At 66.4% G+C, this 26894-nt stretch carries 25 protein-coding genes and 1 pseudogene; 9 read left to right on the top strand and 17 right to left on the bottom strand.

Annotation, left to right across the window (positions count from 1 at the left end; all coding sequences use genetic code 11):
- Positions 1-114: 114 nt before the first annotated feature.
- A pseudogene (locus tag I6N89_RS18290) lies at positions 115-420 on the bottom strand (transposase); the annotation flags it as partial.
- A gap of 219 nt (positions 421-639) precedes the next feature.
- Between I6N89_RS18290 and I6N89_RS18285 the strand changes: the two are divergent.
- Positions 640-1236 (top strand): hypothetical protein, encoded by a 597-nt coding sequence (locus I6N89_RS18285; protein WP_207019951.1) that lies wholly within the window; start codon positions 640-642, stop codon positions 1234-1236.
- Between the two features lie 183 nt (positions 1237-1419).
- Positions 1420-2934: an acetyl-CoA hydrolase/transferase family protein gene (locus tag I6N89_RS18280; RefSeq protein WP_207019950.1), complete on the top strand. Its 1515-nt coding sequence runs from the start codon at positions 1420-1422 to the stop codon at positions 2932-2934.
- A gap of 37 nt (positions 2935-2971) precedes the next feature.
- Here the strand turns inward: I6N89_RS18280 and I6N89_RS18275 are convergent, their stop codons facing one another.
- From I6N89_RS18275 to I6N89_RS18230, 10 genes are all read right to left on the bottom strand, one after another.
- Positions 2972-3457, bottom strand: coding sequence for a YdcF family protein (locus tag I6N89_RS18275; protein ID WP_328805901.1), 486 nt, complete (start codon positions 3455-3457; stop codon positions 2972-2974).
- A 116-nt stretch (positions 3458-3573) separates the two neighbouring features.
- Entirely contained in the window at positions 3574-4644 is a 1071-nt protein-coding gene (locus I6N89_RS18270; RefSeq protein WP_207019948.1) for a BMP family ABC transporter substrate-binding protein, read from the bottom strand.
- 70 nt (positions 4645-4714) lie between these two features.
- Positions 4715-5623: an ABC transporter permease gene (locus I6N89_RS18265; RefSeq protein ID WP_207019947.1), complete on the bottom strand. Its 909-nt coding sequence runs from the start codon at positions 5621-5623 to the stop codon at positions 4715-4717.
- Positions 5623-6708: an ABC transporter permease gene (locus I6N89_RS18260; RefSeq protein ID WP_207019946.1), complete on the bottom strand. Its 1086-nt coding sequence runs from the start codon at positions 6706-6708 to the stop codon at positions 5623-5625. The genes I6N89_RS18265 and I6N89_RS18260 overlap by 1 nt, the downstream gene beginning before the upstream one ends.
- 87 nt (positions 6709-6795) lie before the next feature.
- On the bottom strand, positions 6796-8319 hold the full coding sequence (locus I6N89_RS18255) for an ABC transporter ATP-binding protein (RefSeq protein ID WP_207019945.1): 1524 nt from the start codon (positions 8317-8319) through the stop codon (positions 6796-6798).
- On the bottom strand, positions 8286-9224 hold the full coding sequence (gene xdhC, locus I6N89_RS18250) for a xanthine dehydrogenase accessory protein XdhC (protein ID WP_207019944.1): 939 nt from the start codon (positions 9222-9224) through the stop codon (positions 8286-8288). Before xdhC ends, I6N89_RS18255 begins: the two co-directional genes overlap by 34 nt.
- Positions 9214-11631 carry a xanthine dehydrogenase molybdopterin binding subunit gene (xdhB, locus tag I6N89_RS18245; RefSeq protein WP_207019943.1) on the bottom strand — a complete coding sequence of 806 codons (2418 nt, stop codon included), beginning with the start codon at positions 11629-11631 and terminating at the stop codon, positions 9214-9216. Before xdhB ends, xdhC begins: the two co-directional genes overlap by 11 nt.
- Positions 11628-13010, bottom strand: a complete 1383-nt coding sequence (xdhA, locus tag I6N89_RS18240; protein ID WP_207019942.1) for a xanthine dehydrogenase small subunit — start codon at positions 13008-13010, stop codon at positions 11628-11630. Before xdhA ends, xdhB begins: the two co-directional genes overlap by 4 nt.
- A 191-nt stretch (positions 13011-13201) precedes the next feature.
- On the bottom strand, positions 13202-14218 hold the full coding sequence (locus I6N89_RS18235; RefSeq protein ID WP_207019941.1) for an alpha/beta hydrolase: 1017 nt from the start codon (positions 14216-14218) through the stop codon (positions 13202-13204).
- A 33-nt stretch (positions 14219-14251) separates the two neighbouring features.
- The gene (locus tag I6N89_RS18230; protein WP_207019940.1) at positions 14252-14410 is read right to left on the bottom strand and encodes a hypothetical protein; all 159 of its coding nucleotides are present in this window, start codon (positions 14408-14410) and stop codon (positions 14252-14254) included.
- On the opposite strand from I6N89_RS18230, the gene dnaE reads away from it, so the two are divergent.
- Entirely contained in the window at positions 14409-17927 is a 3519-nt protein-coding gene (gene dnaE / locus I6N89_RS18225; protein WP_207019939.1) for a DNA polymerase III subunit alpha, read from the top strand. The two genes, I6N89_RS18230 and dnaE, sit on opposite strands and share 2 nt — an antisense overlap.
- Positions 17928-17972: 45 nt before the next feature.
- Here the strand turns inward: dnaE and I6N89_RS18220 are convergent, their stop codons facing one another.
- On the bottom strand, positions 17973-18179 hold the full coding sequence (locus I6N89_RS18220) for a SlyX family protein (protein ID WP_207019938.1): 207 nt from the start codon (positions 18177-18179) through the stop codon (positions 17973-17975).
- 184 nt (positions 18180-18363) lie between these two features.
- Between I6N89_RS18220 and hisS the strand changes: the two genes are divergently transcribed.
- The 4 genes from hisS (at position 18364) to I6N89_RS18200 (ending at position 22866) form a co-directional block, all read left to right on the top strand.
- Complete coding sequence (gene hisS, locus I6N89_RS18215) at positions 18364-19854, top strand: histidine--tRNA ligase (protein ID WP_207019937.1); 1491 nt, start codon at positions 18364-18366, stop codon at positions 19852-19854.
- Positions 19845-20933 (top strand): ATP phosphoribosyltransferase regulatory subunit, encoded by a 1089-nt coding sequence (locus I6N89_RS18210; RefSeq protein WP_207019936.1) that lies wholly within the window; start codon positions 19845-19847, stop codon positions 20931-20933. Before hisS ends, I6N89_RS18210 begins: the two co-directional genes overlap by 10 nt.
- Positions 20930-21622: an ATP phosphoribosyltransferase gene (gene hisG / locus I6N89_RS18205; RefSeq protein ID WP_207019935.1), complete on the top strand. Its 693-nt coding sequence runs from the start codon at positions 20930-20932 to the stop codon at positions 21620-21622. Before I6N89_RS18210 ends, hisG begins: the two co-directional genes overlap by 4 nt.
- Before the next feature lie 314 nt (positions 21623-21936).
- Positions 21937-22866, top strand: coding sequence for an L-lactate dehydrogenase (locus tag I6N89_RS18200; RefSeq protein WP_207019934.1), 930 nt, complete (start codon positions 21937-21939; stop codon positions 22864-22866).
- Positions 22867-22905: 39 nt separating this feature from the next.
- On the opposite strand, the gene I6N89_RS18195 is transcribed toward I6N89_RS18200, so the two are convergent.
- Both I6N89_RS18195 and I6N89_RS18190 read right to left on the bottom strand, forming a co-directional pair.
- Positions 22906-23502 (bottom strand): LysE family translocator, encoded by a 597-nt coding sequence (locus I6N89_RS18195; protein ID WP_207019933.1) that lies wholly within the window; start codon positions 23500-23502, stop codon positions 22906-22908.
- A 91-nt stretch (positions 23503-23593) separates the two neighbouring features.
- On the bottom strand, positions 23594-23818 hold the full coding sequence (locus I6N89_RS18190; RefSeq protein ID WP_076702070.1) for a YdcH family protein: 225 nt from the start codon (positions 23816-23818) through the stop codon (positions 23594-23596).
- A 158-nt stretch (positions 23819-23976) separates the two neighbouring features.
- Here I6N89_RS18190 and I6N89_RS18185 point away from each other — a divergent pair, with 158 nt between their 5' ends.
- Together I6N89_RS18185 and I6N89_RS18180 are read left to right on the top strand one after the other, a co-directional pair.
- Complete coding sequence (locus I6N89_RS18185; protein ID WP_207019932.1) at positions 23977-24387, top strand: Hsp20 family protein; 411 nt, start codon at positions 23977-23979, stop codon at positions 24385-24387.
- A 3-nt stretch (positions 24388-24390) separates the two neighbouring features.
- Positions 24391-24618: a DUF1150 family protein gene (locus I6N89_RS18180; RefSeq protein WP_076702061.1), complete on the top strand. Its 228-nt coding sequence runs from the start codon at positions 24391-24393 to the stop codon at positions 24616-24618.
- 55 nt (positions 24619-24673) lie between these two features.
- On the opposite strand, the gene ribD is transcribed toward I6N89_RS18180, so the two are convergent.
- From ribD to I6N89_RS18165, 3 genes are all read right to left on the bottom strand, one after another.
- The gene (gene ribD, locus I6N89_RS18175) at positions 24674-25765 is read right to left on the bottom strand and encodes a bifunctional diaminohydroxyphosphoribosylaminopyrimidine deaminase/5-amino-6-(5-phosphoribosylamino)uracil reductase RibD (RefSeq protein WP_328805900.1); all 1092 of its coding nucleotides are present in this window, start codon (positions 25763-25765) and stop codon (positions 24674-24676) included.
- Entirely contained in the window at positions 25762-26232 is a 471-nt protein-coding gene (nrdR, locus tag I6N89_RS18170) for a transcriptional regulator NrdR (protein ID WP_207019931.1), read from the bottom strand. Before nrdR ends, ribD begins: the two co-directional genes overlap by 4 nt.
- 204 nt (positions 26233-26436) lie before the next feature.
- Entirely contained in the window at positions 26437-26844 is a 408-nt protein-coding gene (locus I6N89_RS18165; protein WP_207019930.1) for a secondary thiamine-phosphate synthase enzyme YjbQ, read from the bottom strand.
- Positions 26845-26894 lie beyond the last annotated feature (50 nt).

Genomic DNA, 26894 nt, shown 5'->3' with positions numbered 1-26894 from the left:
ACAACCCGAAGCGCAAGCACGCGCGCAACGGAATGCTGTCGCACGTCGACTTCGAGCGGCAGCAGAAACTGAGACAAGAAGGCGTCTAAGAAACGCGGGGCTATTCACGGGAGCGGTGCCGTCGATCATCTGGAGCGCGTGAGACACCGCGCTGCTTTCGTTCAGGGCATCCATGATCTGCTCTCAAAGTCCCGCCAACGTCCATCGCCGGAACTGGCGGTAGACGCTCGACCAGTTGCCGAACTCGGTCGGCAGGTCGCGCCAGGGCGCACCGGTTCGAGCGATCCAGAAAACACCATCAAGAACAAGACGGTGGTTGGCTGGTTTGCGCCCGTTCGGCGCGCGGACTGTCAGGATGAACCGCTCAAAGAAAGCCCATTCCTCGTCCGACATCAGATCCCGTGCCAAGCTGCTCTCCATTGCAGATACCAGCGTGGATCATGCCCAACCGCGACTGTGAATCCCTTTTGTCAACACCGCCTAGCGACTGTCACACAGCCCGCAGTCGGCAACATGCCGCCGCACCTGGTACTGTTCGAAGGTTTCGCCTGACCTGCCACTTCACCCTCGTCCGGGCAGATTGAGCGCCGCAACGCGTGCCGCTAACATTCTGTTGCGTGAGTACAGGAGATCGGCGCCATGACATCCCGTATCGACCAGATCCTTGAACGTATCGACGCGCTGCACGCGGAGCTCGACGCAGAGATCGCATTGCGCCGCGAACGGTTCCGTTACCGGTTGGAACACAATCGCGTCCGCTTCGAAATCGAGGCCCTGCGCCGACAACGCGCGATGCGCGTACGGTTGCGGAGCTTTCTGGCGCGCGCCAACCCCTGGCACATCCTCACGGCGCCAGTGATCTATTCGCTGATCCTGCCCTTCGTGCTTCTCGACCTGTTCGTGACGGTCTACCAGGCGATCTGCTTTCGCGCCTACGGCATTCCCCGCGTCCGGCGCGGCGATCACATCCGTGTCGACCGCCACCATCTCGCCTATCTCAACGCGCTGCAAAAATTGAACTGCATCTATTGCGGCTATTGCAACGGGCTTTTGTCCTATGTGACCGAGATCGCCTCGCGCACAGAGGCGTTCTGGTGCCCGATCAAGCACGCCGCCCGCGTCTCCCAGCCTCATCGCCGCTATGCGCATTTCATGGATTACGGCGATGCGGAGCGGTTTCAGGACGGTCTCGAGGAGTCGCGGCGCGAGGTGACACGGCATGAGCCGCCAGCATAAGCCATGCATGGAGATGGCATCTAATAAGTTTTGCTATGCATTTTAGGAATGCCCGTCTTGCGGAGCCTTTCTCCCACTGGCACGCGCAGGGGTGGATTGCATAAATGCTGCGCAAGTTTCGAACAAATGAACCGGCCTCGCGCGACATGAATCTGACGGCGGGGCGGGCAAAGGAGGACTTTCGTGACCCTGCATTCCCGCATCGCCCGTCCCGAACTGACATCCCGCGTGATGAGCGCCGAGGACGCTGCCGCGCTGATTTCCGATGGTATGACCATCGGCATGAGCGGCTTCACCGGCTCGGGCTATCCCAAATCGGTGCCGATGGCGCTGGCCGCGCGCATCGAGGCCGAGCACGCCGCCGGCAACCCGTTCCGCGTCAAGGTCTGGACCGGCGCCTCCACCGGGCCCGAGCTCGACGGCGCGCTGGCCAAGGCGGACGGCATCGAGTTCCGGCTGCCCTATAACTCCGACCCCATCGCGCGTGAGAAGATCAACGCGGGCGAGATGAACTATTTCGACATGCATCTGAGTCAGGTGGCGCCGATGGCCTGGGAGGGTTTTCTGGGCAAGCTCGATGTGGCGGTGGTCGAGATCTCGGGCATTACCGAGGACGGCGCGCTGATCCCGTCCTCCTCCATCGGCAACAACAAGACCTGGCTCGACGTGGCCGACAAGGTGATCCTCGAGCTGAACCGCTGGCAGAGCGACGCGCTGAACGGCATGCACGATATCTACTATGGCACCGCGCTGCCGCCGAACCGGGTGCCGATCCCGCTGGTGAAGCCCGACGACCGCATCGGCCAGCCGCATTTCCGCGTCGATCCGGAAAAGATCGTCGCCATCGTCGAAACGGACGCGCCCGACCGCAACCTGCCGTTTGCCAAGCCCGACGCGGTGGCCGAGGCCATCGCCGGTCACCTGCTCGACTTCTTCGCCCATGAGGTGAAACGCGGGCGCCTGCCCGCCAACCTGCTGCCGCTGCAATCGGGGGTGGGCAATGTCACCAACGCGGTTCTGTCGGGGCTGATGGAGGCGCCCTATGAGGGCATGACCGCCTATACCGAGGTGATCCAGGACGGTATGCTCGACCTGCTGGAGGCTGGCAAGTTGCGCATGGCCTCGGCCACGGCGTTTTCGCTGAGCCCGGAGGCGGCGGAGCGGTTCAACCGCGATGCCCAGCTGTTCCGCGACAAGCTCATTCTGCGCCCGCAGGAGATCTCGAACCACCCGGAGCTGGTGCGCCGGCTGGGGTGTATCGCGATGAACGGGCTGATCGAGGCGGATATCTACGGCAATGTGAACTCCACCCATGTGATGGGCTCGCGCATCCAGAACGGCATCGGCGGCTCGGGGGATTTCGCCCGCAACGCCTATGTGTCGATCTTCATGACGCCCTCGACCGCCAAGGGCGGCAAGATCTCGGCCATCGTGCCGATGGCCAGCCATGTCGATCACATCTCGCAGGACGTGCATGTGATCGTGACCGAGCAGGGGCTGGCGGATCTGCGCGGGCTGGCGCCCAAGCAGCGCGCCGAACTGATCATGGAGAACTGTGCGCATCCCGATTTCCGCCCAGCGCTGCGCGACTATTACGCGCGGGCGCTGGCGGGCTCCTACGGCAAACACGCGCCGAACCTGCTGGGCGAAGCGCTGTCCTGGCACCGGCGCTTCGTCGAGACCGGCTCGATGGGGTAAACCGGGCGCCCTGCCCGCGCCCGCGCCGTGGCGCTCGCTAGCGTCCCGCCCCTCGCAGCGCATACCACAGGAAGGCCGGGATTTCGCGCAGCCCGGCCTTGAGCTGGGGCAGCAAGCGGCTGCCCTTTAGCGGCGGTGCGACGCCGCGCGCCCTGAGCCCGGCGCGGCGCGCCACAAGCAGCGCACGGGGCAGATGGCACAGATCGCTGACCAGCACCACCTCGCGCGCACCCAGCGCAGTCAGATGCGGCAGCGCAAAGCGGATATTCTGCTCGGTATTGAGAGAACGCCCCTCTTCGAGCAGCACCGCGTCCGGCACCCTCGCCGCGCGGCAGAGCGCGACAATGGCCGCAGCCTCGGCGGGCGGAAAGCGCCCCACCCCGCCGCAGCCGATGATCGCCCCGACCTCTCCCGCCCGCCAGAGCTGCACCGCCCGTTCCGCGCGCCGCGCCAGCGCCGGCGAGGCGAAACCACCCTCGCGCACCGCCGCCCCCAGCACCAGCGCCACCGACCGTCCTCTCACCCCAGGCTCCTTCATCTTTCTCCAAATACCTCCCGCCGGAGGCATCCCCCCTTCCAAAGCAAGACACCGCCGGGCGGATCGCGCCGGCGGTGCCAATCTCATCGCTGCCTATGGGCTCAGTTCGGGATGCTGCCCGTGACGCCCTCGACATAGAAATCCATGCCTGCCAGCGTGCCGTCATCGGCCACCTCGCCCTCCGCCAGCCAGGCCGAACCGTCCTGCTTGTTCAGCGGGCCGGTGAAGGGGTGATAGTCGCCCGCAGCGATGTCTTCTTTCATCTGCGTCACCGTGGCCACCACATCGTCGGGGATCGGACCGGTGAATTCACCGATGCCGACCATGCCCGCGCCGATGCCATCCCAGGTGTTCACGCTCTCCCAGCTGCCGTCGATCACCGCCTGCACGCGCTCGATATAATAGGGCGCCCAGTCGTCGATGATCGAGGACAGGCGCGGCTCGGGCTTGTATTCGGCCATGTCGGCGGCCTGACCGAAGCCATAGGCGCCGGCCTTTTCCAGCACCGCCAGCGGCGCGGTGGAATCCGTGTGCGCCAGCACCACATCGGCGCCCTGATCGAGCAGCGCCTGGGTGGCATCGGCCTCTTTCGCCGGATCGAACCAGGTCGAGATCCAGACCACCGCGATCTCCACATCCGGGTTCGCCTGCTTGGCGTGGATATAGGAGGAGTTGATGCCGCGGATCACCTCGGGGATCGGGAAGGAGGCGATATAGCCGATCTTGTTGGTCTCGGTCATCGCGCCGGCCAGATAGCCGGTGATCGCCCGGCCCTCGTAGAAGCGCGCCGAATAGACCGAGACGTTCTCGGCGGTCTTGTAGCCGGTGGCGTGCTCGAATTTCACATCCGGGAACTTGGCCGCGACATTGATCGTCGGGTCCATGTAGCCGAAGGAGGTGGTAAAGATCAGATCGGCGCCCGACAGCGCCATCTGGGTCAGCACGCGCTCGGCATCCGCGCCCTCGGGCACCGATTCCTGCTCGATGAGCTCGATCGCGTCGCCGAAATGCTCCTTCATCTTCATAGCGGATTCGTGGTGGTGCTGCGACCAGCCGCCATCGTTCACCGGGCCCACATAGACAAAGCCGATCTTCGGCACGTCCTGAGCAAAAGCGGCGCCCGCGGCGAGGCTCAGCGCGGCGGCCGAGGCCAGAAGGGTTCTGCGTTTCATTTCTCTCGGTCTCCCTGTCTTTCGGTACTGTGTATAACGGGTTGAGGTCACACATCCATGCCCTGCCAGGTCAGGACGCGGCGTGGAAGGGCCGACCCAGCGATCCGGGCGCGCCATGCGCCCCCCGGGCCGAGATGATCACCAGCACGATGATCGTTATCAGGTATGGCGACATGGACAAGAGCTCCACCGGCACCGTCGTGCCCGCCGCCTGGAGGTTGAGCTGGATGACGGAGACGCCGCCGAAGAGATAGGCCCCGATCAGCACGCCCAGCGGGCGCCAGGACGCGAACACCACGATGGCCAGCGCGATCCAGCCAGCGCCGGCGGTCATGCCTTCCGTCCATTGCGGCACCCGCACGAGGCTCACATAGGCGCCGCCCAGCCCGGCGCAGGCACCGCCAAAGGCAATGGCCAGCATCCGCACCCGCACCACCTTGTAACCCAGCGCATGGGCGCTCTCGTGATCCTCCCCCACCGCGCGCAGGATAAGGCCCGCACGGGTGTATTTCAGGAAGGCCCAGACGGCTGCGACCAGCGCGAGGCTGAGATAGACCACGAAATCATGGGCAAAGAGCATCGGCCCCAGCACCGGGATGCCGCCCAGCCCGGGAATGTCGAGCTTGGCGAGGCTCGGCGCCCGCTGGCCCTCGTAATTCGAGCCGATCAGCGCCGAGAGCCCCAGCCCCACCAGCGTCAGCCCGAGCCCCGTCGCCACCTGGTTCGAGAGCAGATATTGCGTCAGCAGGCCGAAGCTCAGCGACAGCACGGCGGAGGCAACGGCTGCACCGAGAAAGCCCAGCACGGGCGATCCGGTGGTGACGGCGATGGCAAAGCCCATCACGGCGCCCACGATCATCATCCCCTCGACCCCAAGGTTCAGCACACCGGATTTTTCCACCACCATCTCACCGATGGCGGCCAGCAGGATCGGCGTGGCCGAAACCATGATCGAGGCGACAAGCAGAACGGGATCCATCACGCCACCTCCCGTCCGGTCAGCCGGATGCGGTAATTTGTAAAGACATCGGTCGCCAGCAGGAAAAACAGGAGCATCCCCTGGAAGAGCTGGATCGACGCTCCGGGCAGGCCCAGCATGAGCTGCGCGAGCTCTCCGCCGATATAGGTCAGCGCCATGAGCAGCCCGGCGAGCAGGATGCCGAACGGGTTCAGCCGGCCGAGGAAGGCCACGATGATCGCGGTAAAGCCATAGCCCGACCCGAAATCGATGCTGATCTGCCCCGCCGGCCCGGTGACCTCGAAAAGCCCCGCCATGCCCGCCAGCGCGCCGGAGATGCCGAGACAGAGAAAGATGATCCGCGCCGGGCTGACACCGGAGAATTTCGCCGCGCGCGGCGCCTCGCCGGTCAGCCGGATATTGAAGCCCTGGATGTGCCGCGCCATCAGCACATAGGCGGCGATCACCGCGATGAAAGCGGCGACCACCCCCCAATGCATGCCGGTATTGATCACCAGCTCGTCATTATAGACCGAGGCCCATTGCTTGAAATTGCGCGAGCCGGGAAAGCCCATGCCCTCGGGGTTGCGCAGCCAGCCGGCGGAAGCGGAGGCGAGGATGTTCTCGGCCACATAGACCAGCATCAGCGAGACGAGGATCTCGTTGGTGCCGAAACGGGTCTTGAGAAAGGCCGGGATCATCGCCCAGGCCCAGCCGCCCAGTGCGCCGGCGATCACCATCAGCGGGAAGAGCAGCACCGTCTCGGCGGGGTAAAAGGCCAGCCCCACGGCGGCACCGCAGACCGCGCCCATGATATACTGCCCCTCGGCGCCGATATTCCAGATGCCCGCGCGAAAGCCCACAGACAAGCCAATGGCAATCAGGATCAACGGCCCGGCCTTGACCAGAAGCTGCGGGCGCGAATAGCCGGCGAATTGCGGATGAAATAGCGGATCCCAGAAAATCGTGCGGATCGCCTCCAGCGGCGGCTTACCCAGAAGCGCGAACATGAAACCGCCCACCACCATGGTCAGGAGCACCGCCAGGATCGGCGTCAGCCCGGTCCATAGCCGCGACGGGTTGGGACGCTTCTCCAGACGGATCATTGCGCGGCCCCCGGGAACCGAAGGTTTTTCGTACGAAAAATCTTCGACACAAAGAAATTTCGGACGAAATTTCTTGGCAAACGCGCCTCAGCCATCCGCATGGGCCACCTCCATGTCATGCGCGCCGCCCATCATCAGGCCGATCTTTTCGATATCCAGTTCCGCCACGGGGCGCGTGGGCGACAGCCGCCCCTCGTTCAGCGCGCCGAAGCGGTCGGAAATTTCCATCAGTTCGTCGAGATCCTGGCTGATGCAGACGATCGCCGCGCCCTTGGCCGCAAGGTCCAGCAGCGCCTGCCGGATCGCCGCCGCCGCCGCCGCATCCACGCCCCAGGTCGGCTGGTTCACCACAAAAACATCCGGCGCCTGAAGGATCTCGCGCCCCACCACGTATTTCTGGAGATTGCCGCCCGAGAGCGCCCGCGCGGCCACACCCGGCCCCGGGGTACGCACATCGAACCGGGCGATCACCTCCTCGGCAAAGCCCTTGGCCTTCCCCCAGTCAATGAAGCCGTTATTGACCAGCCGCTTGCGCCGCGCCGCCGTCAGCACGGCATTTTCGGTAAGGCTCATGTTGGGCGCCGCCGCGTGGCCCAGACGCTCTTCCGGCCCGGAAAGCAGCCCGGCATCGCGCCGCCGTATCGGGCCGTCGCGGCTGACATCTCTGCCCTTGAACCAGATCGTGCCCTTCGGCGCCAGCCGCTCGCCCGAGAGCGCCATCAGAAGCTCGTCCTGCCCGTTGCCCGCGACACCGCCGATGCCCAGCACCTCGCCCGCGCGCACCTCGAGCGAGATCTCGCGTAGCGGCGTGCCGAAGGCGCCCGGCGCGGGCATCGAGAGGTGATCGCATTTCAGCAGCACCTCGCCCTTCTCGCCCGCCTTGGGCTCGGGTGTGGCAAAGCTCGCTCCCACCATCATCTCGGCCATCTGACGCGCCGTCACCTCACGCGGGGTGCAGGTGCCGACATTCTTGCCCAGCCGCAGGATCGTCGCCTCGTCGCAAAGCGTGCGGATCTCCTCCAGCTTGTGTGAGATATAGAGGATCGAGGTGCCCTCGGATTTCAATTGGTTCAGCGTCTGGAACAGGATCTCCACCTCCTGCGGCGTCAGCACCGAGGTCGGCTCGTCCATGATCAGCAGGCGCGGGTTCTGCAACAGGCAGCGGATGATCTCGACCCGCTGACGCTCGCCCGCCGAAAGCGTACCTACCACGCGGAAGGGATCGAGCGGCAGGCCGTAATTCTCGGAAACCTCGCGGATCTGCCGCGCCAGATCGCGCATCGGCGGCGGCGTCTCCATGCCCAGCGCCACGTTCTCGGCCACGTCCAGCGCGTCAAACAGCGAGAAATGCTGGAACACCATCGCCACGCCCGAGAGCCGCGCATCCGACGGCTTTCCCGGCGCATAGGCCACCCCGTCCAGCACCATCTCGCCCTTGTCGGGCTTCACCAGGCCAAAGATCATCTTGACCAGCGTCGACTTGCCGGCACCGTTCTCTCCCAGCAGCGCGTGGATCTCGCTTTTCATGATATCGAAGGAGACGTCGTCATTGGCCACGACGCCCGGATAGGCCTTGGTCAGCCCCCGGATGCTGAGAAGTGTGTCTGCCACGCCTGTTCGTCCCCCGTTGTCCTGTCGAGTAGATGCGCCGCGACGCCGATGGCAATGGCCTGCGGATGTTTGCCCAGGGATTTCTGCCCAATCGGGCAGCATATGCGCGAAATCTGCGCATCACCATGGCCAAGCGCCCGAAGTCGCGACCGGAACCGCGCCCATTTCGTATCCGACCCGATCAGCCCGGCAAAGCCGAAGCCGTGGCGCAGCAGCCCGTGGCAGAGCGCGAAATCGAGCTCGTGGCTATAGGTCAGGATCAGATGTTCGGCCTCTTGCGGGGCGTGACGCAGCAGACGCACCGGATCGGCCGCCAGCAGCACTGTCACCCCATCGGGCACCTCCCGAGGAAAGCGTTCCGGGGCGGTGTCGACCCAGGTAATCCCCAGCCCCGGCACCGGCGCCAGCGTGGACACGATGGCGCGCCCGACATGGCCCGCGCCCCAGACCCAGAGCTGCCGGACAGGCCGCGCCACCGGCTCGACCATCCAGCCCTGCACCAGCTGCGGTTCCGGCCTCTCGCCGCGCGCCCGCGCCCGATCGAGCAGCCGCGTCACCGCCAGGGGCACCTCGCCTGGACCGCGCGCGATGACCTCGCGGCCCTCCAGCGCGGCCACAGCCTCGACATCGTAGATCTCGGTCAGAAGCGTCACCGCGCCGCCGCAGCACTGGCCCAGCGAAGGGCCCAGCGGATGCCGGCTCAGCCCCTCATGCGTGAGCGCCGCTTCCGCCGCCATCAGCTCCAGCGCGCCGCCGCCTATGGTGCCCGACTGCCCGCCCTCCCAGACCAGCATCGCCGCGCCCACCTCGCGCGGGGCCGAGCCCGCGACACCGGCCACCACGACCCGCGCCACGCGGCCATGGGCGGCCACCGCCGCGCGCAGCGCGCCCAGCTCAAACGCCATCCTGCACCTTCCGGATCGCCATCAGCACCCGCTCGGGCGTGGCCGGCGCGTCGAGCGCCGGATAGGCCTCGCCGCAGGCGCCAATCGCATCCGAGAGCGCCAGAAAGGCCGAGATCCCCAGCATGAAAGGCGGCTCCCCCACCGCCTTGGAGCGATAGACCGTCTCCTCGACATTGCGCCCGTCCCAGAGCGCCACATTGAAGATCTCGGGCCGGTCGGAACAGGCGGGGATCTTGTAGGTGGAAGGCGCATGCGTGCGCAGCCGCCCGTTGTCGTCCCAGACCAGCTCCTCGGTGGTGAGCCAGCCGGCGCCCTGCACATAGCCGCCCTCGATCTGGCCGATATCCAGCGCCGGATTCAGCGAGGATCCTGCGTCATGCAGGATATCGGTGCGCAGGATGCGATATTCGCCGGTGAGCGTGTCGAGCACCACCTCGGTGCAGGCGGCACCATAGGCGAAGTAATAGAACGGCCGTCCCTGTCCCCGGATCCGGTCCCACTCCACCTTGGGGGTCTTGTAGAACCCGGTCGACGACAGGCTCACACGGCCCTCGTAACAGAGCTTGGCCACCTCTGCGAAACTGAGCGTTGCCTCCCCCACATGCACATAACCATCGGCAAAGAGCACCTCTGCCGCATCGGCCTGATAGAGCCCCGCCAGATGCTCGGCCATGCGGTCGCGGATCGTGTCGCAGGCGACCTGCACCGCCATGCCGTTCAGATCCGACCCCGACGAGGCCGCCGTGGCCGAGGTATTGGGCACTTTCGCCGTGTCGGTGGCGGTGATGCGCACCATGTCGAGCGGAATGCCGAAGCGCGCGGCGGCGACCTGCGCCACCTTCTGGAACAGCCCCTGCCCCATCTCGGTGCCGCCATGGTTCATGGCGACCGAGCCGTCCTGATAGACATGCACCAGCGCGCCGGCCTGGTTGAGATGGGTCAGCGTGAAGGAGATGCCGAATTTCACCGGGGTCAGCGCGAGCCCGCGCTTGAGCAGCGGGGTCTCCTCGTTCCACTGCGCCACACGCGCCCGGCGCTCGGCATAACCGCAGCTTTCGGCAAGCTTTTCGGTCAGCGCGTTCAGGATGAAATCCTCGACCGGCTGACCGTAATGGGTGGTCTGCACCCCGGCGGGGGCGGCAGGGGCATGGCCCACCGGGCCGGGCGCGCCGCGCGAGGTGAGGTCGGTGTCGCCGCTCTCGTCGGGGAGAGTCGCGGGTGGCTGGGGGGGAGGCCCCGGGTCGAGCCCGGGGCGGGTGTCGTCGTAATCGGCGTAGTAATTGGCCCGCCGTACCTCGAGCGGATCGCGGCCCAGCGCATGAGCCACATGATCGAGCACCCGCTCGATCCCCAGCATGCCCTGCGGCCCGCCAAAGCCGCGATAGGCGGTGGCGCTCTGCGTGTTGGTCTTGAGCCGGTGGCTTTCGACCCGCAGCGCCGGGATGTCATAGGCGTTGTCCGCATGCAGCATGGCGCGGTCGGCCACCGGAATCGACAGATCCTGTGCCCAGCCGCAGCGGGCATATTGCACGAAATCCACCGCCAGCAGCTTGCCCTCGTCATCGAACCCGGCGCTGTAATCGATGCGGAAATCGTGGCGCTTGCCGGTGATCACCATATCGTCGTCGCGATCATAGCGCATCTTGGCCGGCCGGCCCGTCGCCGAGGCCACCACCGCGCAGGCGATGGCCAGCGCGTTGCCCTGGCTCTCCTTGCCGCCGAAACCGCCGCCCATGCGCCGTGTCTCGACCCGCACGGCGTGCATCGGCAGGTGCAGCGCATGCGCCACCTTGTGCTGGATCTCGGTTGGGTGCTGGGTCGAGCTGTGCACCAGCAGATCGCCGTTTTCCTGCGCCAGCGCCAGCGCCGCCTGCCCTTCGAGATAGAAATGCTCCTGCCCGCCCATCTCAAGCGAGCCCTCGATCACATTCGGCGCCGCCTCCAGCGCCTGCGCCGCATCGCCCTTTTCCCAGATGCGTGGGCCCTCTTCGAAGCGGGTATCGGCGGCGAGCGCCGCATCTACGGAAAAGACCGGCTCTCGTGCCTCGTAGGTGATCTTTGCCCTGCCCACCGCCTTGCGTGCCGCTAGATGGCTGGTCGCCGCGACCAGAAACACCGGCTGGCCGACATAGTGCAGCGTGCCATCCGACAGCAGCGGCTCGTCATGCAGCGAGGGCGAACAATCGCAGTCCGAAGGCAGGTCGGCGGCCTGCCAGACGCCCACCACCCCCGGCGCGCTGCGCACATCGCTGAGGTCGATGCCGGCGATATGGCCCGCCGCGATCTCCGACAGGCCAAAGGCCAGATGCAGGCAGCCCGGCGGCACCGGGATGTCGTCGATATAGCGCGCCTTGCCGGTCACATGCAGCGCCGCCGCGTCATGCGGCAGGGGTTTGGTGACGCTCATGGCCGCACCTCGCGCACATTGGTGGCGGCACCGAGATCTTCGAGCAGATAACGGGTGAGCATGTTGCGCGCCGCCAGCAGCCGGTACTCAGAACTTGCCCGCATGTCGGACATCGGCTGGAAATCCGCCTCCCAGCCATCCCAGGCGGCGACCACCGCCTCGTCGTTCCAAGGCTTGCCCACCAGCGCGGCCTCGACTGCCTCAGCGCGTTTCGGGATGCCCGCCATGCCGCCGAAGGCGATGCGCGCCTCGGTGACCGTGCCGTCCTCCACCTGGATGTTGAAGGCACCGCAGACCGCCGAAATATCCTGATCAAAGCGCTTCGACAGCTTGTAGACCCGCAGCCGGTCGGGCTGGCGCGGGATCTCGATCGTCTCGACGAATTCGCCGGGATAGCGATCCTGTTTTCCGTAATCGAGAAAGAAATGCTCCAGCGCCATTTCGCGCCGCGTGTCGCGGTAGCGCAGATGCAGCCGTGCCCCCAGCGCGATCAGCACAGGCGGATTGTCTCCGATGGGCGAGCCATTGGCGATATTGCCGCCGATGGTCGCCGCCGCCCGTACCTGACCGGAACCGTAGCGGCGCAGCATCTCGGCATAGCTGGGGAAATATTCGCGCATCAGGTCGAGCACACGGTCCATGGTGACGCCCGCGCCAATGCGGATCGCATCGTCGGTAACCTCGATCTCCTGAATATCGAGGCAGCGGTTGAGAAAGATGACCTCCGGCAGATCGCGGAGCTGCTTGGTGACCCAGAGCCCCACATCCGTCGCCCCAGCCACCAGCGTGGCGTTGGGATGGCGCGCAGCGAGCTCGGCCAGTTCGTCAACGCTGTCCGGCACATGCGCGGTCATGTCCCGCGACGAGACCGACCCGGCGACCTCGGGCAACGCGCCCTCGTCCATCCAGCCCGGCACCGGCACTTCGGCGGCGGCCTCGGCGGCGCGGATGATCGGCGCATAGCCGGTGCAGCGGCAGAGATTGCCCGCCAGCGCATCGTCATAGCCGGTGTCGCCCTTGAGATGGGCATTCGCCATCGAGACCACGAAGCCCGGCGTGCAGAAGCCGCATTGCGAGCCGTGATGGGTGACCATGGCCTCCTGCACCGGGTGCATCTCGCCGCCGGGGCCGGCAAGCCCCTCGACGGTGCGCAGCGCCTTGCCGTGCAGCTGCGGCAGAAAGAGGATGCAGGCATTGACCGCGCGGCTGCCGCGCGCATCGCTCACCATCACGGTGCAGGCGCCGCAATCGCCCTCGTTGCACCCCTCTTTCGTTCCTGTCAGCCCGCGCTCTTCACGCAGCCAGTCGAGCGCGGTGCGCGTCGGTGAAACCCCGCGCAACTCGACTCTTTCCCCGTTCAGAAGAAAGGAGATATCCATATATACAGACCTGCCGCCTTACCCTGTCCTTTTGCTGCGCGCCCCCGATGCGGCGTAGAAAGCGCGCGGACTATCCCTGTGCCGTCCTAGGCTAGGGGGCGGGTTTCAGACTTGGCAAGAAGAAAATGCCCATTTCCGAGGCAGAGCGCACAACAGCGCCGCCAAACCGGGCAGCCCCGGAGGCCGCGCAATCAGGACGGGTTCGGCATGGCCTGCGGGGCGGCGCGGTCATCGCCGACAGGCTCGGAGAAATCCGCGCTCAGGAACTCCGTGATCGCCTTGATCGGCGCGTTCATGTGCAGGATCGAATTGTGATCGCCCTGTTCGAAGACCTCGACATGCGCGTCCGGCCAGATCCGGCCCAGCGCGTCGAGATCCTTGACCGGAGCGGCGTAATCGTGCCGCGCATGCACCGCGAGAAGCTTTTCGCCGCGCCGCGCCGCGAGCGGCTGCCAGGGCAGATCGACCGGATAGGGCACCCCAAGGCGGCTGACCGCCTGCACGAACCGGTCGAGACAGCCATTGGCGATGCCGTATTGCGTGCCCGCCAGCCGGATCAGCTTGTGCAACTCGATGGGCGTGGAGACAAAGACCACACGGGGGCTGGTGATCCCCTCGTCCAGCGCGAACAGAAGGCCGTTCGCACTGACGCAATGGCCGAGCATGCCATCATAGGGGCCGAGCGTCTCGGCACAATGCCGGATCGCCCGGGTGACCGTGGCAACGCTGCAAATCTCGCGTGCCGGATCGAGATGACCGGGCAGGATCAGCGCATCGACCTCGGCACCGGCGTTGCGCAGCGCCCGCGCCAGCCGGGCGAACTGGCGGACATTGCCGTCATGACCATGCACCAGCAGCACGCGCCCGCGTCGCACGCCCTGCGGCTGGTGCCTGATGACCGCCACATCCGGCGCCGCCTGAAAAAAGCTCACGCCGCGCCGGGTGCGGCGCTGCACCGGGCCGACGAAGGTCGCGGATTTGAGATAGCGCCGCGCCAGCAGCGACGCGGTGACAGCCGGTGCCACCCGCGACGCCAGCAGCAGCGCATTGTGACGCGCGGATTTGAGCAGTGTCCGCAGCCCCGACCGATCTGGGGCACGCGTGTCGAGATCGAAGCCGAAGGCCTCCTCGGCGGCGGCGGGGGCATCGCTCGCATCCGCTGCCATCGGCTCGGCCGGAATCGACCGGTTGTTTGCAACATGGTTCATATCGGATCCCGCCGCGCACGCCTCGCGCAGCCGTTATTTTACTGGCTCGGCTTTCAGTTGTGGAGAAGGAAATCGGTCAAAATTGGGCGGGATTGTTTCTGAAACAAGGATTTTGTCCGTCACATGGCGCCACGCCTGCCGCCACAACAGGAGGCTTTCGCCCGCCGCGCCCGCACCATAATGTGCCTGCATGGCAGATCCCCGATTCATTCACCTCCGCGTCCACACCGAATATTCCCTGCTCGAAGGTGCCGTCCGGCTGAAAAAGCTGCCGGGGCTCTGCGAGACCATGGGCATGCCCGCCGTGGCGGTGACCGACACCAATAACCTGTTCTCGGCGCTGGAGTTTTCCGTCACCGCCAGCGGCGCGGGCGTGCAGCCGATCATCGGCTGCCAGGTCGATCTGCAATATGTGCAGCCGGTTCCGGGCGAACGGCCCAAGCCGCCCGCCCCCGTCGTGCTTCTGGCGCAGAACGAGCGCGGCTATGAAAACCTGATGAAGCTCAATTCCTGCCTCTATCTGCGCCACGACGGCCAGCAGGAGCACGTGACGCTGGAGGAGCTGGAACAATACGGCGAGGGGCTGATCTGCCTTTCCGGCGGCCCGGACGGGCCGGTCGGGCGGCTCTTGCGGGAAAACCACCGCGCCGCGGCGCAGACGCTGATGACCAGGCTGCACCAGATCTATGACGACCGGCTCTATGTCGAGCTGCAACGCCATCCCGGCGAGGACGGGCTGCCCGAGGCGGAACGGCTGACCGAGCGCGGCCATGTGGAGATGGCCTATGAGATGGGGCTGCCGCTGGTTGCCACCAACGATGTCTATTTCCCGAAATCCGACATGTACGAGGCGCATGACGCGCTGATCTGTATCGCCGAGGGCGCCTATGTCGACCAGCAGGAGCCACGCCGCCGGCTGACCGCACAGCATTACCTCAAGACCCCGCAGGAGATGGTCACGCTGTTTGCCGATCTGCCCGAGGCGGTGGAGAACACCGTCGAGATCGCCAAACGCTGCGCCTTCATGACCTATCGCCGCGCGCCGATCCTGCCGCGCTTTGCCGATGACGAGGTGGCGGAGCTGCGCCGCATGGCCAATGAAGGCCTGAAGGCGCGGCTCGCGGTGATCCCGCACGCGGTGAGCCTCGAGAAATATCAGGAACGGCTGGATTTCGAGCTGGGCATCATCGAGGGCATGGGCTTTCCCGGCTACTTCCTGATCGTGGCCGACTTCATCCAATGGGCCAAGGATCACGACATTCCGGTGGGTCCGGGCCGGGGTTCGGGCGCCGGCTCTCTGGTGGCCTATGCGCTTACCATCACCGACCTCGACCCGCTGCGCTATTCGCTGCTCTTCGAGCGGTTTCTCAACCCCGAGCGGGTCTCGATGCCCGACTTCGACATCGACTTCTGCATGGACCGCCGCGAAGAGGTGATCCGCTACGTCCAGCAGAAATACGGCCACGACAAGGTGGCGCAGATCATCACCTTCGGCGCGCTGCTGTCGAAGGCGGCGGTGCGCGATGTGGGCCGGGTGTTGCAGATGCCCTATGGCCAGGTCGACCGGCTGTCGAAGATGATCCCGGTGGAGGGCGTGAAACCCGTCTCCATCGAGAAGGCGCTTCAGGACGAGCCGCGCCTGCGCGAGGAGGCGCGCAACGAGGAGGTGGTCGACCGGCTGCTGACCTATGGCCAGCAGGTGGAGGGCTTGCTCCGCAACGCCTCGACCCACGCCGCCGGGGTGGTGATCGCCGACCGCCCCACCGACGAGCTGGTGCCGCTCTATCAGGATCCGCGCTCGGACATGCCGGCCACCCAGTTCAACATGAAATGGGTGGAACAGGCGGGTCTGGTGAAGTTCGACTTCCTCGGCCTCAAGACGCTGACGGTGATCCAGAACGCGGTGAACCTGATCCTCAAGGACGGGCGGCCCATCCATGTGGCCGCCGACGGTACGGAGCTCTACCGGCCCGCCGAAGGCGGCGAGAACCAGATGAACCTCATCCCGCTGGACGATGAGAAGACCTACAAGCTCTACGCCGATGCCAAGACCGTCGCGGTGTTCCAGGTGGAAAGTACCGGCATGATGGATGCGCTCAAGCGCATGAAGCCCACCTGTATCGAGGATATCGTGGCGCTCGTGGCGCTTTACCGCCCCGGCCCGATGGAGAACATCCCGGTCTATTGCGAGGTCAAGAACGGCCTGCGCGAGATCACCTCGGTGCACCCGTCGATCGACCATATCCTTGCCGAGACCCAGGGCATCATCGTCTATCAGGAACAGGTGATGCAGATCGCCCAGGAAATGGCGGGATACAGCCTCGGCGGCGCCGACCTGCTGCGCCGCGCCATGGGCAAGAAGATCAAGGAGGCGATGGACGCCGAGCGGCCGAAATTCGAAAAGGGCGCGGCGGAGAACGGCGTCGAGAAGAAGAAGGCGACCGAGGTCTTCGACCTGCTGGAGAAATTCGCCAATTACGGCTTCAACAAATCCCACGCCGCCGCCTACGCGGTGGTGAGCTACCAGACGGCGTGGCTCAAGGCGAACCACCCGGTGGAGTTCATGGCCGGGGTGATGAACTGCGATATCCATCTCACCGACAAGCTCGCGACCTACTTCTACGAGCTGAAGAAGGGGCTGAAGCTGGGCTACACGCCGCCCTGCGTGAACCGCAGCCAGGCGATGTTCGACGTGGCCGACCAGAAGCTGGTCTATGCGCTGGGGGCGCTGAAGAATGTCGGCGTCGAGGCGATGCAGCTGGTGGTGGCCGGGCGGCAGGATCCGGATGCGGGCGGGCGCGACAAGCCGTTCGTCAATCTCTACGATTTCGCCCGTCGGGTGGACCTGAAGCGGGTCGGCAAGCGGCCGCTGGAGATGCTGGCCCGCGCCGGCGCCTTCGACCAGCTCGACCGCAACCGGCGGCGGGTCTTCGAGAGTCTCGATGCGCTGGTCGCCTATTCGGCGGCGGTGCATGAGCAGAAGGGCAGCGCGCAGGTCTCGCTCTTTGGCGAGGCCGGCGACGACCTGCCCGAGCCGCGCCTGTCGCCGGTGCCCGACTGGCTGCCCGCCGAACGGCTGAGCGAGGAATTCAAGGCGATCGGTTTCTACCTTTCGGGCCATCCGCTCGACGATTACATGCCGGCGCTGAAGCGGCGCGACGTGATGACGCTGGACGATGTCGAGGAGAAGGCGCGCGGCGGCGCCTGCATCGCCAAGCTGGCGGGCGTGGTGGCCGGGCGGCAGGAGCGCAAATCGGCGCGCGGCAACCGCTTTGCCTTTGCCCAGCTTTCCGATCCGACCGGCGCCTATGAGGTGACGATCTTTTCCGAGACGCTGGAGAAATCCCGCGACATGCTGGAGACCGGCGCCAAAGTGGTGGTGACCGTGGAGGCGACGCTGGAAGCCGATCAGCTCAAGCTGCTGGCGCGCAGTTTCGGCGCGGTCGAGCATGTGGTTGCCGATGCCGGCGCCTCGGGGCTGCGGATCTTTATCGAGGAGCCGGGCACGGTGGCGCAGGTCGCCTCGGTGCTGAGCCGCGCCTCCGAGCAGATGCCCAAGGCCGGGCGCGGGCCTATCCGGCTGTGTCTGACGGCGGCGGGGCTGCCGGGCGAGGTGGAGATGGATCTCAAGCAGGAGTTCCCGGTGACGCCGGAGATCAAGGGGGCGGTGAAATCGCTCGACGGGGTGCTGGCGGTGGAGGATTTCTGAGCCGGCCTCCTCGGCCCCTTGCGGCGCCTCCTCGGAGCGGCGCGCTCAGTAATGCGGCGGGCGCTCGTCGCCCATCACCACCCCGCCGGTGCCCTCGTCCTGCCGCGCCGCCTCGCGCTCCATGAGCAACGCCACGCGGCGGGTGAGCAGCGCGATCTCGCGGTCCTGCCGGGCGACGGTGTCGGAGAGATCCTCGACCACGCGTTGCAGATGCGCGATGCGTTCCTCGAGAGCGGCGGTATCGGCGGGCATGGGCGGGCTCCTTTCGGGCGGGCGTCTCGTGCGCGAGAGATAGGCGGCGCGGCGCGGGATGTCCACGGCAGGACCGTTTGGAGTATTTGCGGAAAGATGAAAGCCCGGAGCGCGGCGCTCGCTTGCTCCTTTGCGCCTGAGGGGCTAAGGGAGGCGCGCAATCTGGAGGAGCCCGGAGCCCGCCATGGCCAAAGTGAAAAAAGCCCCCCGCCCCAAGGCGCAGACGCCGAAGGGATTTCGCGATTATTTCGGATCGGAAGTGAGCGAGCGCGCCGAGATGCTGCGCGCCATCGCCGGGGTCTATCATCGCTATGGCTTCGAGGCGCTGGAATCGAGCGCGGTGGAGACGGTCGAGGCGCTCGGCAAGTTCCTGCCCGATGTGGACCGCCCGAACGAGGGGGTCTTTGCCTGGCAGGACGAGGACGAGGGCTGGGTGGCGCTCCGCTATGACCTCACCGCGCCGCTGGCGCGGGTCTATGCCCAGCACCGCAACGATCTGCCCACCCCCTATCGGCGCTATGCCATGGGGCCGGTCTGGCGCAACGAAAAGCCCGGGCCCGGGCGGTTCCGGCAGTTCTATCAATGCGACGCGGACACGGTGGGCACCGGCTCGGCGGCCGCCGATGCCGAGATCTGCGCGATGCTGTCGGACACGCTGGAAGTGGTCGGCATTCCGCGCGGCGATTATCTGGTGCGGGTCAACAATCGCAAGGTGCTTGATGGCGTACTAGACTTCGTTGGAATCGGATCGGACGATCCAATTCGTGCCGATGTGATGCGCACGATAGATAAGTTCGACAAGGTCGGGGAGGAGGGCGTTCTTGAGCTTCTCACTACCGGTCGACGCGACGCCTCTGGCGCTTTTATCGACGGGGTAGGACTTCATATCCAAAGCGCGCAACAAATCGTACAATACCTGACGCAGAAATCTGTACTTTACGGCGAAGACGTCAATCAGGCACGTCTGGCGTCAATGCGGCAAGCGGTCGGCAACTCTCAAATTGGGCTGGAGGGTGTTAGCGAGCTTGAGGAAATCGCCAGTCTGCTGGCAGCGCAAGGCTATGGTTCAGACCGCATCGTCGTCGATTCCTCAGTTGTACGCGGCCTTGGCTACTACACCGGGCCGGTGTTCGAGGCGGAACTGACCTTCGAGATCCTCGACGAGAAGGGCCGCAAGCGGCAGTTCGGCTCGGTCGCGGGCGGCGGGCGCTATGACGATCTGGTCAAGCGCTTCACCGGGCAGGCGGTGCCCGCGACGGGTGTGTCGATCGGCGTCGACCGGCTGCTTGCGGCGCTGCGCGAGAAGGGCCGCATCGGCGGCAGCGTGCAGGGGCCGGTGGTGGTGACGGTCATGGACCGCGACCGCATGGCCGATTACCAGACCATGGTGGCCGAGCTGCGCAATGCGGGCATCCGCGCCGAGGTCTATCTCGGCAATCCGAAGAATTTCGGCAACCAGCTCAAATATGCCGACAAGCGCAACTCTCCCGTCGCGGTGATCGAGGGCGGCGACGAGAAGGCCAATGGCGTGGTGCAGATCAAGGATCTGATCCTCGGTGCCAAGCTGGCGCAGGAGGCGACGCTCGAGGAATGGAAGGAGCGGCCCAGCCAGTACGAGGTGCCGCGCGGCGAGCTGGTCGCCAAGGTCAAAGAGATCCTGACCCAATGGGCGTGAGCATCGCAGAGGAACGCGCCGAGGCGGTGCGGCTGCGCGCCCGCTTTGCCGAGGCCGGCGCCGAGAACGTGGATTGCGCCATCCTGCAACCCGCCGAGACGCTGCTCGACCTCTATGGCGAGGATATCCGCGCCCGCGCCTATGTCACCCAGGATCCGGCGCGCGGCGAAGTGATGCTGCGCCCGGATTTCACCGTGCCGGTGGTGCAGATGCATATGCAGAGCGGCGCCGCACCCTCGCGCTACACCTATTGCGGCGAGGTGTTCCGGCGGCAGGAAGAACACCCGGAGCGCGCCTCGGAATATTTCCAGGTGGGATACGAGCTCTTTGCCGATGAGGCGCCGGCGCAGGCGGATGCCGAGGTGTTCGCGCTCTTTGCCGAGACGCTGGCGCCCTTTGGGCTGCGCGCGGTGACCGGCGATATCGGGATTCTCACCGCCGCCGTGGCGGGGCTGAAGACATCCGAGCGGCGCCGGGATGCGCTGATGCGGCATATCTGGCGCCCGCGCCGGTTTCGTGCCCTGCTCGACCGCTATTCCGGCCGCACCCCGCCGCCGCCCGCGCGCAAGGCGCTGCTGGAGGCGCAGGATGCCATGGCCGGGGCCGGGCCGATGATCGGCATGCGCTCGGAGGCGGAGATCGCCGCGCGCATCGAGGCGCTGCGCGCCGATGCCGCCGAGGGGCCGCTCTGCGACAGCCAGGTGCAGCTGATCGACACGCTGCTGGCGGTGCGCGAGACCTGCCCCTACGCGCTGGAGCATCTGCACGACATCGCCGTCGACCTGCCCGGGCTGCTGCCGGCGGTCGAGCGCTTCGAACGGCGCTGCGAGGCGCTGGCGGCGCGCGGCATCGACGTGGAGGCGCTGGAATTCGAGGCGAGCTACGGGCGCACCTCGATGGAGTATTACGACGGCTTCGTCTTCGGCTTTCTGGCGCCGCAACGCCCGGACCTGCCGCCGGTGGCCACCGGCGGGCGCTATGACGCGCTGACCGCGCGGCTGGGACAGGGCCGCGCCGCGCCGGCGGTGGGCGGGGTGATCCGCCCCGGCCTGCTGTTGCAACTGGAGGGTCGGGCATGAGCATCAAGCTGGGCGTGCCCTCCAAGGGGCGGCTGATGGAAAAGACCTTCGACTGGTTCGGCGCGCGCGGCGTGCGCCTCAGCCGGACCGGCTCGGAGCGGGAATATTCCGGCGCCGTCGAGGGCGTCGGCGGGGTCGATCTGGTGCTGCTCTCGGCGGGCGAGATCCCGCGTGAGCTGGCGGCGGGGCGGCTGCATCTGGGGGTGACCGGCACCGATCTCATTCACGAGAAGCTGGTGCAATGGGACCAGAAGGTCGAGCCCCTGGCGGAGCTGGGCTTTGGCCAGGCGGATCTGATCGTCGCGGTGCCCTCCTGCTGGGTCGATGTCACCACGCTCGACGATCTCGACGCGGCGGCGGCGGCGTTCCGCGCCGCGCACGGGTTCCGGATGCGGATCGCCACGAAGTATCACCGGCTGGTGCGCGATTACCTGCGCCGGGGCGGCGTGGCGGATTACCAGCTGGTGGACAGCCAGGGCGCCACCGAGGGCACGGTGAAGAACCTCACCGCCGAGGCCATCGCCGACATCACCTCGACCGGCGAGACGCTGCGCGCGAACCATCTCAAGGTGCTGGAGGAAGAGCCGGTGCTGCGCAGCCAGGCGACGCTGTTCCGCAGCCGCGCGGCGCGGCTGGAGGATGGCGACCGGCAGGTGCTGCGCGGGCTCACCGAGACGCTGGGGGTCTGAACAGAGTTCCGCGCTTTGGATGAGTGACGGTGGGTTGGAAACCCACCCTACGGTCGAGCATTGCCCGGCGCGGAACAAGGCGAAGCCGCCGCGCCATCGCCGGCCCGCCCCCTGGGCTGGCGATTTGGTAACGCCCGCACTTCGTGTTGAGGTCATTCGGACTTGGCGCGGATAAATCAAGAGGCTCGCATACAAGGGTCGCCAACCCACGGGCCGGCGATGGCGCGGCTTCCGTCATGCGCGCCTTATCCCCCTGTTCATCTCCCCTCCCCCGTGCAAGGCTGACGCCAAGCACCGGACACGGGAGAACTGCCATGAAGGTCGGAATTGTCGGCGCGGGAATGGTCGGATCGGCGGCGGGCTATGCGCTGGCGCTGCGCGGCGGCGCCAGCGAGGTGGTGCTGGTCGACCGCAATCTCGCGCTTGCCACCGCGCAGGCGGAGGACATCGCCCATGCCGTGCCCTTCGCGCATCCCTGCCGCATCTCTGCCGGCGATTACGACGCGCTGGAGGGCGCCGATCTGGTGATCCTCGCCGCCGGTGTCGCGCAGAAACCCGGCGAGGACCGGCTGAGCCTGCTGTCGCGCAATGCCGATGTCTTTGCCCAGGTGATCGACGGCGTGATGCGTGCCGCGCCCGAGGCGATGCTGCTGGTCGCCTCGAACCCGGTGGACGTCATGACCGATGTGGCGCTGCGCGCCTCGGGACTGCCGCCGGAACGGGTGATCGGCTCCGGCACGATTCTCGACACCGCGCGGTTCCGCAGCCTGCTCGGCGGGCAACTCGGCGTGGCGCCGCAATCGGTGCATGCCTATGTGCTGGGCGAACACGGCGATTCGGAAGTGCTGGCCTGGGCGGCGGCGCGGGCGGGATCCGAGCCGGTGGAGCGCTTTGCGGTGCAGGTGGGCGCCGCGATCACCGGCGAGGTGCGCACGCGCATCGACGAGGGTGTGCGCCGCGCCGCCTATCGCATCATCGAGGGCAAGGGCGCCACCTGGTACGGCATCGGTGCCGGGCTCGCGCGGATCGTTCAGGCGGTGCGCGACGACCAGCGCGCAGTGCTGTCGGTCTCGATGGCGACGCAGGAGGTTGAGGGGGTGCGCGACGTGGCGCTCAGCATGCCGCGCGTCGTGGGCCGCGCCGGCGTGCTGGCGACGCTGATGCCGGAGCTTGCGCCTGACGAGGCGGCGGCGCTGCGGCGCTCGGCGGAGATGCTGAAGGAGACGGCGGAGGCGCTTGGCTGAGCAGCGCGGCGGTGGGCAGATTGCCCACCCTACAGGGCGTCATCCGAACAGTATCCACAGGGCGACACCGGCGAGGAGGAGCGCGAACCCGGTATTCAGCCGCCGCGCCGCCCGCTCGCTATGAAACAGCGCCGCGATCCGGTCGCCGACCACCGTCCAGCAGATGAAGGCCAGCAGGTTGTTCAGGGTGAAGACCGTGGTGATCAGCACCACCTCCGCAACCTGGCCGAGCGGCGCGCGGCCAAGGAACTGCGCGAACATCAGCGCGATGATCACATAGGCCTTGGGGTTCAGCAGCAGCAGGAGCGCACCGTCGCGCATCCCCGACAGGCCCGAGATGGCCTTTGCCGAAGACGCCCCGGCGCGGGCGAGGCGCCAGGCGAGATAGAGCACATAAAGCGCGCCCGCCCATCTCAGCGCCTTGAGCAGCAGCGGCATCTGCCCGACAGCGCCGGCAAAGCCCAGCCCGATGGCGAGAGTGACCGCCCAGGTGGCCAGATGATAGCCCAGGCTCATCGGAATCGTGGCGCGCGGGCCGAAGCGCGCGCCGGTTGCGGCGAACACCATATTGGCCGGCCCGGGGCTGTAGGCCAGCGGCAACAGAAACACGATCAGCGACAGAACCATCTCGGCCATGCGACCTCCCTCATCCGGACATGGGGAGCTTGTCGGCCAATGGCGGCGGCCTGCGCGATCCGTTTCCTGCGCATTCGCGCAGGCAGCGCGGTCAGGCGATAATATCGGGGGTCAGCCGGTCCTCGATCAGGGCGATTTTGTCCTTGAGAAACAGCTTCTTCTTCTTCAGCCGCTGCAAGGTCAGCTGATCGGCCACGCCGCGCTCGTGCAGGGCGGCAATCGCATCGTCGAGATCGCGGTGTTCGCGTCTGAACACCTCCAGCTCGACCCGCAACACCTCCTCGGTCTTCATCGAGATATCTTGCGGCGCGTCCATGCGGGGGATCTCCTTGCAGTGCAGGCGTTCAAAATAGCAACTCCCCACGTTTTGGCAAAGCCCTTGCGCATAATCCGCGCGCTTCCCATATTCATGTGGTCGGGTTGCCGAAATTCGGGGCCCGGCATGGACGGTCGCTTTCTGTTAAGGACATGTCGATGAGCAAAATGACCCTGGGTTCCTACCCGCATATGCTCGGCTTCGAGCAGCTCGAGCGCCTGCTCGAACGCACTGCCAAGTCGAGCGAAGGCTACCCGCCTTTCAATATCGAACAAACTGCGGAAGATTCCTACCGGATCACCCTCGCCGTGGCCGGATTCTCGGAAAATGACCTGTCGATCACCGTCGAGGACCGCCAGTTGGTGATCCGTGGACGTCAGCGGGACGACGGCCCCGAACGCATCTTTTTGCATCGCGGCATTGCGGCACGACAGTTTCAGCGCAGTTTCGTCTTGGCTGATGGCGTGGAAGTGGGTGAGGCTGTGATTGAGAACGGCCTGCTACACGTAGATCTCACGCTGTCCCGTCCCGAGACGGTGGTTCAGACGATCCAGATCAGAAAGGGGTAAGCCATGAATACTAAGTTCGAATTCAAACTCCCGGGCGAAGACCGCATCGTCTATGTCCGCCCCGTCGCCGCCGTGGATCTGCCCGAGGAAATGCAGAGCCAGCTCGGCGGGCTGGAAACGCTCTATGCCGTGCACAATTCCGATGGCGAACGGCTGGCGCTGGTCAAGGACCGCAAGCTCGCCTTCGTGCTGGCGCGGCAGAACGACTTTGCCCCGGTGACGGTCCACTAATCCCGCATCGCCCGGCCCCGCGCCGGGCGCCCGCGCTCAGCCCCGGCGTCAGCGCTCAGCCCCGGCGCCAGCGATGCATGACATCCGCGCCGGTGGCCCGCACCTCCTCCAGCACGAAACGCGGCGCCTCCGCCAGACGGTCGACGCCCATGGCGCCGATGCCCGGGCGGCCCTCGGCACCCAGCGCGATGCCGGCGGTGAAGCCCACCAGCTCATCCACCAGATCGGCGGCAAGCAGCGAGGCGGCGAGCTGCCCCCCACCCTCGCAGAACACCCGTGTGAGCCCCTGCGCACCAAGCGCCGCGAGCAGCGCCTGCGGGTCGATGCGACCGCCCGACACCTCGCATTGCAGCAGCCGCGCGCCGCAACTGTCCCAGGCGCGGCGCGTCTCGGGCGCCGCGTCGGAACCGTGCACCAGCCAGACCGGCACCTCGCGCGCGGTGCTGGCGAGCTTGCTCATCAGCGGCACGTCGATGAGGCGCGAGACCACCACCCGCACCGGCTGCCGGACATCTCCCCAGCCGCGCACCGTCAGCGCCGGATCGTCGGCGCGCGCGGTGCCCGCCCCCACCATCACCGCATCATGCGCCGCGCGCAGCCCGTGCACGACGCGGCGCGCCTCCGGGCCGGTGATCCACTGGCTTTCGCCGGTGGCGGTGGCGATGCGCCCGTCAAAACTGTTGGCGAGTTTCAGCGTGACCAGCGGGCGCCCCTGATCGACGCGCAGGAAAAAGCCGGCATGATCGCGCGCCGCCTCTTCGGCCAGCACGCCGGTGGTCACCTCGACGCCGTGCCGGCGCAGATGCTCGAAGCCCTTGCCCGACACTCTCGGATCGCTGTCGGCCAGAGGCGCCACGACCCGTGCGATACCGGCGCGCACAAGCGCCTCGGCGCAGGGCGGGGTCTTGCCGTGATGAGCGCAGGGCTCCAGCGTGACATAAGCGGTGGCGCCGCGCGCCGCGTCGCCGGCCTGCGAGAGCGCCAGCGGTTCCGCATGCGGGCGCCCTCCGGGTGCGGTGGCGCCGCGCCCCACCACATGCCCGTCCTTGACGATCACGCAGCCCACAGCCGGGTTGGGCCAGCACTGGCCCATCCGTCGCCGGCCCAGCCGCAGGGCATGGGCCATGTGGCGGGTGTCGTCGCTCACTTCTCCGCCGGGGCGGTCTCTGGACGCAGCTCGCTGACGAATTTGTCGAAATCGTCGGCGGCCTGGAAGTTCTTGTAGACGCTTGCAAAGCGCACATAGGCGACGGTGTCGATCCGGGCCAGCGTCTCCATCACGATCTCGCCAATCTGCTTGGAGGGAATGTCGGTCTCGCCGAGGCTCTCCAGCCGCCGCACGATGCCGCTGATCATCTGGTCGATGCGTTCGGGCTCTATCGGGCGTTTTTGCAGCGCGATGCGGATCGAGCGTTCGAGCTTGTCACGGTCGAAATCCTCGCGCCGCCCGTTCGTCTTGATCACCACGAGATCGCGCAGCTGGACGCGCTCATAGGTGGTAAACCGGCCTCCGCAGGCCGGGCAGAACCGCCGCCGCCGGATCGAGACATGCTCTTCGGCCGGTCGGGAATCTTTCACTTGCGTATCCATATGTCCGCAAAATGGGCAGCGCATGGCCGTTCCCCTAATCTGTTCTTATCTGCCTCGGTCGTGGGCTTTGCCCCCACTTATCCACAGCCACTATAGGGGAGCCGCCAGACATTGGGTAGAGGAGAATTTAGGCAACAAGATAGGGGGCGATGACAATAGGAAAAAATACCAAAACCGCTGCGCTTTGTTTATGAGGCCCGCCGAGACGAAAGCCGTTCAGGGCGCGGCTTAGCGGCTCAGATGAGCCACCACCTGGCGTCTGTGCGCCGCGCGGCGGTGTTCGAACAGATAAATCCCCTGCCATGTGCCCAACGCCAGGCGCCCGTCGGCGACCGGAATTGAAAGCGACACCGGCAGCAGCGCCGCCTTGATATGGGCGGGCATGTCGTCGGGCCCCTCATAGGTATGTGTGAGATAGGACATGGACGGATCGTCCGAGGGCGGCACCAGCCGGTGGAAATAGGCGGTGAGATCGCTCTGCACCTCGGGATCGGCGTTTTCCTGAATGAGCAGCGATGCGGAGGTGTGGCGGATGAACAGCGTCAGCAGCCCCGTGCCCTCGACCCAGTCATCCACCTCTTGGGTGAATTCGTAGAGCCCCGGCCCGTTCGTCGAAATCGTGAAAGTCGTCTGCATCGCCGCCCCCGTTTCACTCTCGATAGCGGGTTGGGCCGCGTTTCGCCAGC

This window comes from Salipiger abyssi (genome assembly GCF_017311415.1).
GTDB lineage: Bacteria > Pseudomonadota > Alphaproteobacteria > Rhodobacterales > Rhodobacteraceae > Salipiger > Salipiger abyssi_A.
This window is presented reverse-complemented; position numbering and strand designations above follow the sequence as displayed.

Excerpts from the sequence above, each read along its gene's own strand:
- I6N89_RS18285 (WP_207019951.1), top strand. The coding sequence starts at position 640 with ATGACATCCCGTATCGACCAGATCCTTGAACGTATCGACGCGCTGCAC.
- I6N89_RS18270 (WP_207019948.1), bottom strand. The coding sequence starts at position 4,644 with ATGAAACGCAGAACCCTTCTGGCCTCGGCCGCCGCGCTGAGCCTCGCC.
- I6N89_RS18265 (WP_207019947.1), bottom strand. The coding sequence starts at position 5,623 with ATGGATCCCGTTCTGCTTGTCGCCTCGATCATGGTTTCGGCCACGCCG.
- I6N89_RS18260 (WP_207019946.1), bottom strand. The coding sequence starts at position 6,708 with ATGATCCGTCTGGAGAAGCGTCCCAACCCGTCGCGGCTATGGACCGGG.
- xdhC (WP_207019944.1), bottom strand. The coding sequence starts at position 9,224 with ATGGCGTTTGAGCTGGGCGCGCTGCGCGCGGCGGTGGCCGCCCATGGC.
- xdhB (WP_207019943.1), bottom strand. The coding sequence starts at position 11,631 with ATGAGCGTCACCAAACCCCTGCCGCATGACGCGGCGGCGCTGCATGTG.
- xdhA (WP_207019942.1), bottom strand. The coding sequence starts at position 13,010 with ATGGATATCTCCTTTCTTCTGAACGGGGAAAGAGTCGAGTTGCGCGGG.
- I6N89_RS18235 (WP_207019941.1), bottom strand. The coding sequence starts at position 14,218 with ATGAACCATGTTGCAAACAACCGGTCGATTCCGGCCGAGCCGATGGCA.
- dnaE (WP_207019939.1), top strand. The coding sequence starts at position 14,409 with ATGGCAGATCCCCGATTCATTCACCTCCGCGTCCACACCGAATATTCC.
- I6N89_RS18230 (WP_207019940.1), bottom strand. The coding sequence starts at position 14,410 with ATGCAGGCACATTATGGTGCGGGCGCGGCGGGCGAAAGCCTCCTGTTG.
- I6N89_RS18220 (WP_207019938.1), bottom strand. The coding sequence starts at position 18,179 with ATGCCCGCCGATACCGCCGCTCTCGAGGAACGCATCGCGCATCTGCAA.
- hisS (WP_207019937.1), top strand. The coding sequence starts at position 18,364 with ATGGCCAAAGTGAAAAAAGCCCCCCGCCCCAAGGCGCAGACGCCGAAG.
- I6N89_RS18210 (WP_207019936.1), top strand. The coding sequence starts at position 19,845 with ATGGGCGTGAGCATCGCAGAGGAACGCGCCGAGGCGGTGCGGCTGCGC.
- hisG (WP_207019935.1), top strand. The coding sequence starts at position 20,930 with ATGAGCATCAAGCTGGGCGTGCCCTCCAAGGGGCGGCTGATGGAAAAG.
- I6N89_RS18200 (WP_207019934.1), top strand. The coding sequence starts at position 21,937 with ATGAAGGTCGGAATTGTCGGCGCGGGAATGGTCGGATCGGCGGCGGGC.
- I6N89_RS18195 (WP_207019933.1), bottom strand. The coding sequence starts at position 23,502 with ATGGCCGAGATGGTTCTGTCGCTGATCGTGTTTCTGTTGCCGCTGGCC.
- I6N89_RS18190 (WP_076702070.1), bottom strand. The coding sequence starts at position 23,818 with ATGGACGCGCCGCAAGATATCTCGATGAAGACCGAGGAGGTGTTGCGG.
- I6N89_RS18185 (WP_207019932.1), top strand. The coding sequence starts at position 23,977 with ATGAGCAAAATGACCCTGGGTTCCTACCCGCATATGCTCGGCTTCGAG.
- I6N89_RS18180 (WP_076702061.1), top strand. The coding sequence starts at position 24,391 with ATGAATACTAAGTTCGAATTCAAACTCCCGGGCGAAGACCGCATCGTC.
- nrdR (WP_207019931.1), bottom strand. The coding sequence starts at position 26,232 with ATGCGCTGCCCATTTTGCGGACATATGGATACGCAAGTGAAAGATTCC.
- I6N89_RS18165 (WP_207019930.1), bottom strand. The coding sequence starts at position 26,844 with ATGCAGACGACTTTCACGATTTCGACGAACGGGCCGGGGCTCTACGAA.